The 14,042-nt window shown below is 66.3% G+C and carries 8 protein-coding genes and 1 tRNA gene; 3 read left to right on the plus strand and 6 right to left on the minus strand.

Annotated features, from left to right (window positions below; translation table 11 throughout):
• Positions 1-49: 49 nt before the first annotated feature.
• Positions 50-1,114 carry an endonuclease/exonuclease/phosphatase family protein gene (locus KEG38_RS23600; RefSeq protein ID WP_272422057.1) on the minus strand — a complete coding sequence of 355 codons (1,065 nt, stop codon included), beginning with the start codon at positions 1,112-1,114 and terminating at the stop codon, positions 50-52.
• Positions 1,115-1,258: 144 nt separating this feature from the next.
• Here KEG38_RS23600 and KEG38_RS23605 point away from each other — a divergent pair, with 144 nt between their 5' ends.
• A complete protein-coding gene (locus KEG38_RS23605; RefSeq protein WP_272422059.1) occupies positions 1,259-1,441 on the plus strand; it encodes a hypothetical protein in 183 nt (60 codons plus the stop codon).
• 85 nt (positions 1,442-1,526) lie between these two features.
• Here KEG38_RS23605 and ettA read toward each other — a convergent pair whose 3' ends face one another.
• Positions 1,527-3,206 (minus strand): energy-dependent translational throttle protein EttA, encoded by a 1,680-nt coding sequence (gene ettA / locus KEG38_RS23610; protein ID WP_272422061.1) that lies wholly within the window; start codon positions 3,204-3,206, stop codon positions 1,527-1,529.
• Positions 3,207-3,319: 113 nt separating this feature from the next.
• The gene (locus KEG38_RS55585) at positions 3,320-4,912 is read right to left on the minus strand and encodes a lipopolysaccharide biosynthesis protein (protein ID WP_272422062.1); all 1,593 of its coding nucleotides are present in this window, start codon (positions 4,910-4,912) and stop codon (positions 3,320-3,322) included.
• A 139-nt stretch (positions 4,913-5,051) separates the two neighbouring features.
• Here KEG38_RS55585 and KEG38_RS23620 point away from each other — a divergent pair.
• A tRNA-Asn gene (locus KEG38_RS23620) sits at positions 5,052-5,127 on the plus strand.
• Here KEG38_RS23620 and KEG38_RS56040 read toward each other — a convergent pair.
• The 3 genes from KEG38_RS56040 to KEG38_RS23640 all read right to left on the minus strand — a co-directional run bounded on the left by KEG38_RS56040 (position 5,086) and on the right by KEG38_RS23640 (position 12,108).
• Positions 5,086-6,867: a recombinase family protein gene (locus KEG38_RS56040; RefSeq protein WP_372518190.1), complete on the minus strand. Its 1,782-nt coding sequence runs from the start codon at positions 6,865-6,867 to the stop codon at positions 5,086-5,088. The genes KEG38_RS23620 and KEG38_RS56040 overlap by 42 nt on opposite strands.
• Before the next feature lie 901 nt (positions 6,868-7,768).
• Positions 7,769-9,718, minus strand: coding sequence for a bifunctional DNA primase/polymerase (locus KEG38_RS23635; RefSeq protein ID WP_272422067.1), 1,950 nt, complete (start codon positions 9,716-9,718; stop codon positions 7,769-7,771).
• Complete coding sequence (locus KEG38_RS23640) at positions 9,700-12,108, minus strand: DNA polymerase (RefSeq protein WP_272422069.1); 2,409 nt, start codon at positions 12,106-12,108, stop codon at positions 9,700-9,702. Before KEG38_RS23640 ends, KEG38_RS23635 begins: the two co-directional genes overlap by 19 nt.
• Positions 12,109-12,778: 670 nt before the next feature.
• On the opposite strand from KEG38_RS23640, the gene KEG38_RS23645 reads away from it, so the two are divergent.
• Entirely contained in the window at positions 12,779-13,915 is a 1,137-nt protein-coding gene (locus KEG38_RS23645; protein ID WP_272422070.1) for a hypothetical protein, read from the plus strand.
• The last annotated feature ends 127 nt before the right edge of the window (positions 13,916-14,042 follow it).

The following is a 14,042-nucleotide window of genomic DNA, read 5'->3' on the forward strand; positions in this document are numbered from 1 at the left end:
GGCGCTCCCCGTCGCGGAGAATCGCCGGGCCTCTCCTCTCGCATCCCCGCTACTTCACGCCATAGGTCGCCACGACGGGCGCATGGTCCGTCGCATCGTCCACATCATCGCCGTGGCGAATGGTCACCGAGACCTGATCGAGCATTCCCGCGAGCAGCGGATTCGACATCTGGTGGTCCACGAGCTCCAGCGCTCCCTGATAATCGTACGTCCATCGATCGTTTGTCGGGACGAAATCCGGCGCATTCGTGTACGTCCCGTCCCCCTCGCCCATGACGGCGAGATACGGCGGCGAGCCCGGCGTGTCATTGAAATCGCCCAGCACCAGCACCGCCCGTGACGGGTCCTCCTTCACGAGCGCATTCGCGATCGCGCGCGTGCGTTGCGCCTCCGCGAGGCGCTTGTTCGGATTGTCGTCCTCCTTCGCCTTGAAATGCACGCCGAGGAGCACGAGCTTTCGCCCATTGTAGGTCAGGTGGTACTCGGGGCAGTCGCGCGAGAATCGATACGTCGGCCCCACCGTCCCGTTCAGCGGGAATTGCTCGTCCTTGTGCGAGACCACGTCGTCGATCGGCAGTTTCGATACAATCGCGATGTCGATGCCGCGCGGATCGTTCCCGTCCACGATCCCGATGCTCGTGTATTTCCCTCCGAGCTCACTCTGCACGAGGTCCGACAGCGACGCCTCGTTCTCCACCTCCTGAAGCACCACCACGTCCGCGTCGATCGCCGAAAGCACCACGCCGATCGCCTTTCGATGGGCCACGTATTGCGCCGTCGTCCGCACCACCTCGTCCACCGCGGCGCTGTCGTTCTTGTCGTTCAGGTAATTGCGCACGTTCCAGTTGACGACGCGCAGCGGCATCGGATCTTTCGGCGCCCCTCCGCCGCTCCCGCCCGCTCCGCCGCTCCCGCCGCTCCCGCCGCCCCCGCCGCCCCCGCCGGCGTCGCCGCCCGAGCCTTCCCGGACGCGGCCATCCTGTCCGCATCCGCCGCTCGAAAGCACGAGAAGCGCTGCGGCGAGGGCGCCGCTCGCCGTGAGCCTTCCCGCGCGGGCGAGGCTTGTCCATCCACCGAAACGAGAGCCTTGGGACCGAGAAGAAGCATGCAACATGCGCTCAGTGTCCCGTCGCCATTTCGGCGTGGCAAGTGCCGTCGTTCTCGGTTTCCACGACGTGGTCAGGTCCGCGACCATCCCCCGCCACTTTGCGGAGGGATTGTCGGATCGTCCGGGTCCGGCTGGGCTCACGGATCATGAATGCAAAGGACGGCTCCCTATTCTTTACAGGATCGTCCGGCCCATGCGGCGATCACCTACAACGATTGCGACGGCATCATCGACGACGACAACCCCGGCGGCGGCGTCGCCTGCACCACGCCCCTGCCGGGTATCTGCGCCTCCGGCACGCTGCAATGCGCGCCGAACGCCCCGCCGACGTAGCCGAGGGGGATCACCCTCAAAAGGAAAAACCCCGGCGGATCCAGCCAGGATCCCGAGGGTTTTTCCTTTGCCCTGAAAGGAACGGCTAGCCCACGTCCGTCATGCGCCGGTACCGGATCCGGTGCGGCTCGTTCGCGTCGGCGCCCTTGCGCCGCTTCAGATCCGCCTCGTAATCCTCGTAGTTCCCCTCGAACCACACGACCTTGCTGTCGCCCTCGAACGCGAGGATGTGCGTCGCGATGCGGTCGAGGAACCAGCGATCGTGGCTGATGATCACGGCGCAGCCGGCGAACTCGAGCAGCGCCTCCTCCAGCGAGCGCAACGTGTCGACGTCGAGATCGTTCGTCGGCTCGTCGAGCAGGAGCACGTTGCCCCCGCGGCGGAGCAGTTTTGCCAGGTGCACGCGGTTGCGCTCGCCGCCCGAGAGATCACCGACCTTCTTCTGCTGATCGGCGCCCTGGAAGTTGAACGACGCCACGTACGCGCGCGAGTTCACCTCGCGCTTGCCCACGAGCAGCGTCGGCTCGCCGCCCGAGATCTCCTGCCAGACGCTCTTGTTCGGATCGAGCGCGTCGCGCGACTGATCCACGTACGCGAGCTCCACGCTCTCGCCGATCCGGAGCGCGCCCTTGTCGGCCTTCTCGAGGCCCATGATCATCTTGAACAGCGTCGTCTTGCCCGCGCCGTTCGGCCCGATGATGCCCACGATCCCGCCGCGCGGCAGCGAGAACGAGAGGTCGTCGATGAGCAGCTTGTCGCCGAACGCCTTCGTCAGGTGCTCGGCCTCCACGACCACGTTGCCGAGGCGCGCGCCGGCCGGGATGTGGATCTGGCTCGGCGAGTACTCCTTCGCCTTCTGATCCTCGGCGAGCAGCGTCTCGTAGGCCGCGAGGCGCGCCTTGCTCTTGGCTTGCCGCGCGCGCGGGTTCATCCGCACCCACTCGAGCTCGCGCTCGAGCGTCTTCTGCCGCGAGGACTCCTGCTTCTGCTCGAGCTCGAGGCGCTTCTTCTTCTGCTCGAGCCAGCCCGAGTAGTTGCCCTCGTACGGGTAGCCCATGCCGCGATCGAGCTCGAGGATCCAGCCCGCCACGTTGTCGAGGAAGTAGCGATCGTGAGTCACAGCCACGACGGTGCCCGTGTACTCCGCGAGGAACCGCTCGAGCCACGCCACGCTCTCGGCGTCGAGGTGGTTCGTCGGCTCGTCGAGCAGCAAAAGATCCGGCTTTTCGAGGAGCAGCCGGCAGAGCGCCACGCGGCGACGCTCGCCGCCCGAGAGGTGCTCGACCTCGGCGTCCGCGGGCGGCAGGCGCAGCGCATCCATCGCGCGCTCGAGCACGCGATCGAGCTCCCAGCCGCCCGACGCGTCGATCTTGTCCTGCAGGACCCCGTACTCTTCGAGCAGCTCCTCCATGTTGTCCGGCGACTCGCCGAGCAGCACGCCGATCTCCTCGAAGCGCTTCATCAGCTTGCGCGTCTCGGACACGGCGGCCTCGACGTTCTCGAGCACCGTGCGGCCTGCGTCGAGCCTCGGCTCCTGCTGGAGGAAGCCCACGCGCGTGCCGTCGGCCGGCTTCGCTTCGCCGAGGAACTCCTTGTCGGTGCCCGCCATGATCCGGAGCAGCGTGCTCTTGCCTGCGCCGTTGTGCCCGAGGACGCCGATCTTCGCGCCCGGGAAGAAGGAGAGCCACAGGCCCTTCAGCACCTCCTTGTTCGGGGGGTGCACCTTCCGGACGTCCTGCATCGTGAAAATGAACTGATGCGCCACGTTTGTCTTACCGCTCTAGCGAGTTGATGAATGGGTGAAGTGAGGAGGGGGGCGGCGAAGGATACTGAAAGCCGACGATTCGTCACGCCCGACGTGCGGGTTCTCCCGCATGTTCAGGCCTTTCCGAGGACCTTCCGGACGAGCGACAGGTCCTTCGTGCCAAGCTCGCCCGTCACGACGAGCACCGACAGATAGAGCGCGCCGGTCACGAGGCCCTGGATGAGCACGGCCGGTTTGCCGAGCCAAGGCAGCTGCATCCCCATGGCCACCGTCACCGCCGCGGCCACGACGACCCGCACGAGCGAGAGCGGCGCGACGAACGCACCCGCCTCGCGCCGCAGCGCGATCGCCGCGACCACGGCCACGAGGCCGAGCGCGATCGACGTCGAGATCGCCGTCCCGAAGAGCATCGGCGGTCCGAACACGAGCCGCGGCGTCACCACCACGCACCCGAGCGCCACGAGGCAAACCGCGAGCGCGTTGAAGGTCGCGCTCATCCGCTCGCGCCCGAGCCCCGTCAGCGCGGCCGAGGTGATCCCGAGGATCGCGAACGACCCCATCCCGAGCGCGAGCACCCGGAGCACCGGCCCGCCGTGCTCCCAGATCGCGCTCGATTTGTAGGCGAAGCGCAGCACGTGCGGCGCGAGCGCCGCGATCGTCCCCGAGACCGCGCCCGTCACCAGGAGCGCGATGCGCACGCCGGCCCGCGTGTACTCGGCGACGAGCGGCTCGCTCTTCTCGGCACGCGCCTTCGCGAGCATCGGGAAGAGCACGAAGCTCACGGACATGAGGAGCTGGTAGGGCAGGAACGAGAAGAGCTGCACGCCGCGGTAGATCCCGATGAGATCGTCGGCCGCGGTCGCGGCGAGCCCGAGCCGGCCGGCTTCACGCCCGACGAAGCGGCTGAGCAAGAGGAGGTCGGTCTGGAGCAAGAGGTTCAGCGCGAGCTGGCCGAGCGCGAGCGGGCCGAGAAAGCCGAGGTACTCGCGTGTGCTTGGCCCCGCGGTGCCGCTCTTGCCCACGCCCGAACGCGTGATCGCGATCGGCACGATGAGCGCGGCCGCGGAGACGAACCCCAGCGTCGCGCCGAGCGTCCCGCTCCCACCGAGCCGGAGGAGCACGAAGGCCCCGACGCCCATCCCGAGCGTGCGGAGCAGCCCGTAGCCCACATCGAGCCCGGCCTGATCGAGGAAACGCCTGCGCCCGTTCAGCGATCCGACGAGCGGCGCGTAGATGCCGTAGAGCAGCACCACGGCGGCGACGATGCGCAGCGGCGTCGCCACGTGCGGCGCGCCGACCTCGGCCGCGATCGTCCCCGCGGCGAGCGCGAAGCCGAGCGAAAGCACGATCGCGAGCGCCACGTGCACGCGCAACGTACGCGCGAAGGCCGCGTCCACATTCTCTTCCGTCGCCGTCGAGACCACGCGGGACACGCCCTGGATCGCGGTCGCGACCACGACGTTGTTCAGTACGCCGACGATCGCGAGCACGCGGGAGATCTGTCCGTAGCCGGCCTGCCCGAGCAGCCGTTCGAGGAGGAGCTGCTGGGCGAAGCCGAAGATGATGAACGAGACCTTCGCGAAGGCGATGGCGAGGCCGCCGCGGCCGGCCGTGCGTGCGGCGCTCGGCGTGGCGGGCGCGGGGGCGGCACCGCTTCCGGCAGGCGCGGAGGCGTTCGTCGCGGGAGCGGGCGCGGCGTCTTGCACGTCGGCTTCTTCGCAGAACACACGGGGGAGAGCAACCGCTCGTTGCCCGGCCGGGAGGCGTTCTTCGCGTGGGCTCGAAAAAAGTTCTTGACGGACGAAGCTCCGCGGGTATCCTCGCGGTCCGTTTCGACGACGCCATTCCAGCTTAGCTCAGTCGGTAGAGCAGGCGGCTGTTAACCGCCGGGTCGCTGGTTCGAGTCCAGCAGCTGGAGCCAATCCACGACGGTAGTGCGAACTTGAGGCGGGTGGTTGCAAACCCCCGCCTCAGTGCTTTTGTGGCCTGCGATCGGCGCGGGTCCGCTGCCCGCTGCGGCCATCATCTGGATGGCAGCCGCCGTGCGGGCGACAAGATCGATCTGGTCGCCGGTGACGACGATCTCTTCGACCAGGAAACGCAGGTAGTTCCGGGTCAGGGCCGGGTCGTCGGACAGGAAGAGCTCTCGAAGCGAGCGCTGGAAGCGCGAGATGCTCACCTGGCTGTAGAGATGCGCCGGCGGAGGCCGCAACGGCACGACCTTGGAGAGCGTGGACATGAGCTCCTCGCGCCGGGCTCGTAGCTCGCGCACCCGTTCGCCCCCGAGCTCGGCCGTCACTGTCCCGGTCTCGAAGCCCTCCTGCCATCGCTTGATCCGGCGCTCGACGTCCTCGAGCTCGCGCTGGAGCTGCTGGCGCTGTTCGCTGGTTTTCTGGCGGAGGACGCCGCTCTCCTCGACGAGATCGTGAAGCAGCGCCTTGCAGCGCTCCTCGGTGAAGATGCGGTCGGCGATGTGCTCGAGCACGGCCTGTTCGAGGAGCGCGGTGGGGATGGCGCCGCCGCTGCACTTCTCCTTGCCGATGCGGAGCGCGCTGCGGCAGTTGTAGTATCGGTAGCCGTTCTCGTTGGTGGGCGACCGCTTCCCCGAGGTCTGAAGCTGGTAGGCCGCGCCGCACTTGCCGCACTTGAGCAGCCCGGCGAGCAGCAGCGGGCTCGATGAGGTCCGGCCCGGGTTCTTCTCCGGATCACGGTCGGCGCGCACGCGCTGGGCCATCTCGAAGAGCTCGCGATCGAGGATCGGATCGACCTGGATGGGGATCCAGTCGGCCTTGTCGTGCGGGCTGGTGCGATTGCGGAATTTGCCCCAGTAGTAGGTGCCGATCGGGGCGGTCTCCTCGATGACCTTGAGCACGACATCCTTGCTCCAGAGGCGCCCTTTCCGGTAGCGCAGCCCGCGTGCGTTGAGCGTGCGGGCGACGCTCTTCGCCCCGCTTCCGGCGACGTAGACGCGGAAGACCTCGCGCAGGAGCTCGGCCTCCTCGGGGCAGGGGACGAGTACGTTGCGGAACAGGCCCGGCTTCGCCTCGAGCTTCTTGGCGACATAGCCGTATGGCGCCTGCGATCCGTTGAAGTAGCCACGCTTCGCGTTCTCACGCATGGCAGCGGAGGTACGCATCCCGTTCACGTCGCTCTCGTACTGATCGACGAGCTCGAAGATGCCCTCGATGAACTGCCCCATCGGGTCGTCCGAGGTCTCCTGGCAGATCGCAATCACGCGCACACCGCGCTTGCGGAGCGCGTCCTTGAGCGCGCGGGCCTGGGCGACGTTGCGCATGAAGCGTGACGTCTGGTACACGAGCACCGCCTGCACGTCCGCCGAGGGCGTGAGCACGTCCTCCATCATCCTGCGGAAGGCTTTCCGATTCGCGTCCGTGCCAGTCGCACCCGGCTCGATGTACTCCTGGACGATCTTGAAGCCGCGATCGGCACAGTAGCGTCGAAGGGCATCGAGCTGTGCCGGAATGGACAGATCCTTCTCTGCCTGCTCGGCGGTGCTCACGCGGGCGTAGACGACGACGTTGCGGATCTCCTTCTTCTTGCCCGGCACCTTACTCACGCTCGTCCTCCGAGGCGGGGAGTATAGCGCGCAAGAGGCTAACGGCGTGGGGGAGGAGCAATTCTCGCTCCCATGCGGGGACACTGGTAAAACGCGGCAGGTTGCTCTGGACAACCAGCACCCGAGCCCCGCGACCCAGGTGTGTGCTCACCCGAGAGGCCATTGGGTCTGCTTCGGTCGGTGCTGGCTCTTTTGAAGCTGGGGCTGGGCCGTCGTCGCTGGCGGCCGTACAGGTTGTCGTGGAAGCTCTGCGCGTTCGTGTTCTTCTGGGCGCGCGTGATCGCGGCTGGGTGCGGGGGGGAGCCGGAGCGATCGCGACACGCCGCGCTTCGAGGACGCTGGGGTGCGAGTTCTTCATCGTCTCCGACCTGCAGGCCATCTCGGAGATGCGCATCGCCATCACCCAGGCCTCGTGGACGGCACGCGCACCGACCTCTGCGTCGCCGGGCTCCGGTGGCTCTTCCCTGGCAGAGTGCATGAGCCACTCGAGCTCGTCTTCGTCGGGCATGGGGTACTTCTCGCACCCGTCGTCAGCGTTTGGCATAACCGTGTTGTTCCTCGGCAGCTCGTGAGGAGGGCGTAGCATAAGTGGAACATTGACCGGTGCAAGATGAAGTCGAGGGTCCCAAGGCCCGATGTACAACATGTTCTCCGGCGTGGTTCATCGGGTTCACCTCGTCCGGCAGCCGATCGCTAAAACACCTATTTTTGAAGGACTTCGTGAGTGCCCGCGGCCGTGTCGAACCGTTTAAAGCGAAAGGGGTGCGCTCCTCGGGCGGTCTATCGACCTCCTCGGATCGCCCCTACCAACCCTCCCAAACACCACACCTGAAAACAAGTACAACCACGACAACCCCACCCCACACATACCAAGATCGACATCCCCTACCCATCCACGAACCGGCGCCTACGAACCACCCACCCACCCCGCGCAGCTTTAGAAGTTTAGAAGGTTCGTGGGAGGGCACGATGCGCGCAAAGTCCTTCAAAACAAGGTCTTTGATGCGTCCCGTATCGGAGGGCAGAAGAGCCGAGGTCCTGGCGTTGGTGGCCAGACGGCGTCGGTCAGCCTGTAGATCCTAGCGTGCTTCCCAGGCTCCGCGCTGGCCGTCTGCCAGAGCCACGCGCCCATGCCCACGATCATGCGCCGCATGACGCGGGCATTGTCTTTGCCGACGAAGCGCCCGAACTCCCGAAACGAGACCGTCCGCTCCCTGCGTCCGAGGTCGAAGAAGCGGCGGGCGATGAAGAAGACGGTGCGCACGATGTCCTCCAACTCGAACTGGAAGTTCCAGCCGGTTCGACCCGCCGTGAGCGAGTGCTCATTGGAGCCCACGCGCGGCCGGGAGTTGAGCTGGAACGTCGCCAAGATGTGCTGCTCGATGTGACTCCAGAATTCTTCCGGCACGCCGTGTAGCTTCTTGTAGATGCCGTTGATGATCGTCACGGTCTGACGCTCGACGAGTGCAGGATCGACTTCCCAGTCCTCGCTCACGTGGTCGCGGTTGTGCAACCAGTGCCGCATGAGGCTCCGGACGTTTTCCGGCGGCACGAGGTCAACCAGATGTTCTACGAGCGCACGTGTCCAGCGGTGCCGCGTGCCATAGGCCGGAATGCCACTGGCCGCGATGATCTGCAGCGAATCAGGAAGCTTCTTGATCACCTCCTGCCAGGGATCCGTGTCGCCGAGCGGCAGCCGCGGTAGCCCACGCACTTCCTCCGCGAGCATGCTCTTGAGGAGCAACCCGCGCCTCACCAGCAGAGAGTGCCCACCGAGCTTCAGCTTCTTGCCGACATACCGGCTCGCTTTGTCGAAGTCGTCATGATCTGCGCGTCGGATGAACTGGATGTACTCGTCGAACTGCTCGTGCAGCGCCTTCGAGGACCCGAGTAAGAACGAGCCGTGCCCGAACGGCAGCCGGACTGGCTGCTCGGGGACCTCGACGATCTCAGCCCGGAGGGAGCGTTGCCGATGTCCGGCGTGGTGCCAGCGGAGCTTGTGCAGCGTGACGAATGCGCGCAATACCAGCGCACCATCCGCGTACGAGAGGCCGGGGGGTAGCCGCACGTAGAAATGAATGCCACCCGACGGCGAGCTCCTGATCGCGACGCTTTTGGGGAAGAGCTTCTGGAGGCTCCCGAGCGTCTTCGGGAAGACGGCCTCCTGGACGGCGTTGTGGCGATCAACATCAATCACAACGAAGGGCCACGAACCCTTCGGATGGAAGGGGGCAACGTAGTACTTCCCGGCGAGATGCGCCTGGACGTGCCTGATGCTGAGACGCCCACGCTTCGATCGGTTCCACGAGGCCTCGGCCTCGAGCACGCCATGGCCAGTGTGATCGCCGAGCGCGTGCAGCAGATCTTGGGCCTTTGCGCTGAGCAGCCCTCGGTTTTCCTTGCGCATCGGGGCCGCATTCTTCTGGAGCAGGCGCGCAACGCGCTGGATGCCTTTTCCGAGCGCGCGGTGGTCCTCGATGGTGACGACCTTGGCGACAGTCGCGCCCACCGGCCGCCAGGTGAGCCCATCTGCGTCGACGAGCCCAGCCTCGAACGCCACCCCCAGCGCCTTCTGCCCGAAGAAAACAATCACCTTCGGGCCAGCGCCGCTCGCCGCATGTTGCACGAACCGCTGCGCGCAGGCTGCAACCTCGTCAGCGGTGAGGCGCGTGCCCATGCCGCATGCTGCGAGATAGTCTGCGATGCACGTCTTCTCCGAGAGGCCGAGCTCCCTTTGTAGTGCCTCTACAACTACCAGAAGATCGGGCCCTGGCGTCTGCGCCGCTTGCACCGCTCGCGAAGCCCCTGCGCCGAGAACGACGACTTCTACTTCTTCCGGCCAAACGGGTGCGTAGACGGCCAGGCGACGCTGGTGGCGCGCGCAGCGGGTGCAGTCCCTCCAGCGGTTGGAGAGGGTTACAAGAGATCGGCCCATCGATCGCCTCGGTGGATCTTGACGTGGAGCGGTACAGGTCGGGGGAGAAGCGGTCGTGGCGCCTGCGTCGCCATGTTCTTCATCGTCCCCTCCAAGATCTGGGCTACATGATCCGCGCAGGCCGGCCGGCTTGCGACGATGACCTCGTCGTGGGCCTGGTGCACGATGAACGCATCCGTGCCAGCGAGCTGCCAATCGAGCTCCCGCAAAACCCGCCGCAGGATGTCCGCACCAAGGCCCTGGATGAGCGTGTTGAACGCCGCGCGCTTGGTGGGCGCCCATCTGCGCCAGCCCCCTCGCGTCTTGACGTACTTGTTCTTCGCGAAGGCGCCGAGCTCTGCATGGCGGTAGGCGAGAGCGCTGGCGACCGTAGCCTCGACCCGTTGGTACAATTCGGTCGAGCCCTGATGCGTGAAGGTTGCTTGCCTGCGGCGGAAGCCCTTGAGGCTCTGGCCGTAGATGATCGCGTACACGCCGACCTTTGCATCGTCTCTCGAGATCGAACCAGGATCGGTGCCCGAGAGGTGCTTCGCCATCTCCGCGTGCATATCGGCGGCGTTTGCCGCAACCACAAGGGCTGGATCGCCCGAGAGCGCCGCGAGCAGGCGCGCCTCGAACGCATTGTAATCACAACCGATGAGGATGTAGCCCGGCGGAGCGCGGAGAGCGGATCGAAATAACTGCCCCTCGATCGACTTCTTCGGCAAGTTGTGGAGCGGCAGGTCGTGAAAGCTCCAGCGCCCCGTGGCCGTCGGCGCGAGCACGCCGCGCAGACGCCCTCCAGCTTGTTGCAGCGATGATTGCCAGTAGAACGCCGAGGTCGCGATGCTCCGCGCGCGATCCAGCGCGACCGCCTCAGGAGCATCGAGCACCACATACCGATTGAACTCGTCCTCCGCGGAGAGTTCGGGTGACCAGCCAGCGCTTGGGATCAAGCCGTACTTCCTCTTCAGCAGGCCGACGAGTTCCCGGAATTCGGCGCGGTATGGGTCCAGATCGGAGAACAGCGGCATGAAGGTTTTCTGCAGGAAGCGGAGCCGCCGCTCGAGCTTGCGCCGAACATGATCCCAGCTCGGGTAGCCGGCGGGGATGTCGATCCATGCTCCTTGGCGTTCGAGCTTCGCGAGCACGGGCAACGTCGGGCCGATGTCGTGCTCGAGGAGGTCATCCAGCCCCTCTTGTCGAAGGGCACCGGACAAATTTCGATCGAGGATCGGCAGAATCTCGATGAGGTCGTTCCAGTCTGGAGCTGCATTTGGAAACGGTAGGTTCCGCTGGGCGTCCTCCAGCCAGCGCCTGGCCGCCGTCGAGAGCGACAACGCGGCCGTGCAGCGATCGGTGACAGACAGTGGCATGTCCGGACGCAGCGCAAAGGCGACGTAGGCCGGGTCCACGGCTGCGGAGGGCAGCACGAGCCCGTGATCGGCCATGCCGCCGAGCACATCGAGCGCGTGAGGGACAAACCAGCGGTCCGGGTTATCCTGCACGGCACTCTTCAACAAGGACAACGAGGGCCCGTGCCCCGCTACGGCTCGATGTTGTACCCCGTGCTGCACGCTGACACGCTTGAAGACAATTGCGCCGCCAGCACGATCGAGCTCGGCCAGCACGTACGTGGTGCGTGGCGTTTCCCGCACGCTTTCAAGAGGTGAGGGAGCATCGAGCCAGCTTCGCAGCCATGCGCGCGCTGCTGGATCTGCCAGCCCTTCTCCTCGTAGTCGGCGTGCCTCGACCTCGATGTTGTTCTTGTTGTCGACCAGCGCTTTCTTCACCCGCGGCGGGACGTCGGCATCCTCGAAAGGCGTGCCCGAGACGGCCGCGAGTCGGAGCACCTCAACGTAGTTCCGCGCCTCCCTGACGATGGGGCGGCTACCAGGCTCGGTGCCGACGATCGCGTACAAGAATGGTAGGAGGTAGGGATCCCCGAGATGCTCGCCGGCATCGGCATGCGTCCAGATCTGCCCCGTCGCGACGTCGACCAGCGCATTCGCCTTGCCATCGTCGAGCAACCACATCTCGTACGGCCGGTTGTCGAGCCCAGCCGTAACAACACCGACCCGGTCTCCAGGGGCCGCAACAGCCGCAAGCAGGGCGGGGAGCGGCTCGTGCGACCGCAGGACCGATGCGGCGCCGAACGCGGCCGCAAGCCTGGCCCCGAGCGCGCCGAGGGTGGCAGGATCGAGGGCAGGATGGGGCACGGCCGTGCCGGCGACGATCCACATGAGCCGGCGGTGCGTCCGTTGCCCGGCCTCGAGCACCGCGGGCCAGATGTCCGCGTTCGGATCCTCGTCGTACCCCCAGCGGATCAGCGCCCCGACGTCCACGAGGAGCACGTCGGGCAGAGTGCCCGGTCCACGGGCGAGGAGGCGCTGAACTTCAGGAATGGGCATGCCGGTCGAGGTGGCCGGTAGGTTCCGAGCGACCCCGAGGGCGTGCGTATGCTAGGTTCCCTCCGCTCGCGCTCCCGAGAAGAGCGTACGAGCCGCCCGCCCCGGTCGGTGGCCGCCGACGCGGGGCGGTCCTTTGTAGCAGTTCCCGAAGCGACGGCGCCATCTGCGCGGGCCGAGACGCACGGTGAGCGACGTCATGCGGGCGGGCGCGCAAAACCTGGCACGGAGGTGACCGCTGCGAGACGGATGGGTCTGCTGAAGAGCGCGCACGGCGTGTTGTCGACCGCACCAAGCCGCCCCCTGGCCGTGACGCACAAGTGCCCGATCCTGGCCGTGGTCGTGCAGAACGTCGTCCTCTCGCCCGCACGGGCCATGGATGGGCAAGCCATCGAAAATGCTCAATTTTGGGGCGACGAATCGGGCCGCTGCGCTCATCCGGGCGTACGTTCTTCTGTGCGTCGTCCCTATGACTCCCTCGGGATTAGGCACCAAATTGTTCCTTTACGCCGGACCGCCGACCCCGGTCAGACTCGACATTTGGCTTCAAAGCCGCGGTTTCGGTCTCCAGAGGGCTGGGATCGGCACGGGCCGCGTCGGGGTGTCGCTCTGCGAGCCGCTGCCGCGCAGCGCTCTTGCATCCAAGTGGGTTTCGTGGCCACGATTCGCACCCATGGCACGCCCGCCCCGCTCGCATTCCGCTTCCCTCGCTTGGTTCAAGGTGCGTGTCACCGACGAGGAGAAGAAGCGCATCGCCGCCATTGCCAAGAAGAAGGGCATGACGGCGTCGGACCTCTTCCGCGCGTGGCTCGCCGCGGAGGAGACGGCCAACGCGGTGGTCGGTTCCGTGGCCACAAAATGTGAACAGGATTCCGTGGCCACGGAATGGACAGCCAATGCGCGTGCGCGTCCCGGCGTCGCGCCGCAATTCCGCTCGCGCTGGTCTCCGCGATATGTCTGGACGCTGCACCGGGTCCCTGGGCGTCTCGACGACCTGCCGCTGGCCGTCAAGCGCCGCGTCCTTTCGGATTGTGACGGGATGGAAGTCGAGACCCCGTACGGGTCGATGTCGGTGAAGCGGGAAGAACTGGCCAAGAACGGCGTTTCCCGAGGTCTCGGAGCCCTTAGGACGGACGACCAATACAACCCGGTGTCGCTCGATCTGGCCGTCTTGGTGTACGATCGTCTGCCAACCCGAGAAGAGCGAGCGGAATGGCTCCGGCGGCGACACCTCGAGCAGGCGCTGCTGAAGTCGCCCCCCAAGCATGTCTGGATCTCGCGCCCCGGAGTTCGGCCTGGCGCGCCCGACCAGGTGACCCGCTGCGCAGCGCGGAGAGCGATCGGGCACGTCATTGGCGACTGCGTGTATCGCTACGAACTCGAGGTTCGACGGCCAGGGGAGGACTGGGCGAGCGAGACGGTCGACATGATGACGCTTGCCGTGGAAGGCAAAGCCCGCCTCGGGCGTGGTGATGATGCCGAGACGGCGTACCTCAAGAAGCCAACCGCTGACGAACTGCGCGCGGCGGGCGCAGAGAGGGCGCGGAGAGCCGCTGAGGATGCACGGTTCAAACAGCGCGTGGGAGACTTCTTCGACGGCTTCTCCAGCGCGACGGCAGAGCCTGACCCGGGTCTTGCCGCCCTCCGCGAGCTGGGCCTTGATGGGTCGGCCACCGTCGATGACGTCTACCGTGCCTACCGCGCTCGGGTGAAGACCGAGCACCCGGATAAGGGCGGGACGGGCGACATGGGACAGCTGGTCGAGCTCCGGGATCGCGCCCTTGCCTACCTACGAGCCAGGGCAGTCTGAACGAAACGAACGGTGCGTCCGCGGCTTCGAACTCCGGAAGACGAGGAGTACGTAGCACTGCCGCTGGGCCGACTTGTTCCGGGAGAAGCAGTACACGCTGACCTCGGCCTTGATGAACAACGAAGCG

This window comes from Polyangium jinanense, assembly GCF_028435265.1.
GTDB lineage: Bacteria > Myxococcota_A > Polyangia > Polyangiales > Polyangiaceae > Polyangium > Polyangium jinanense.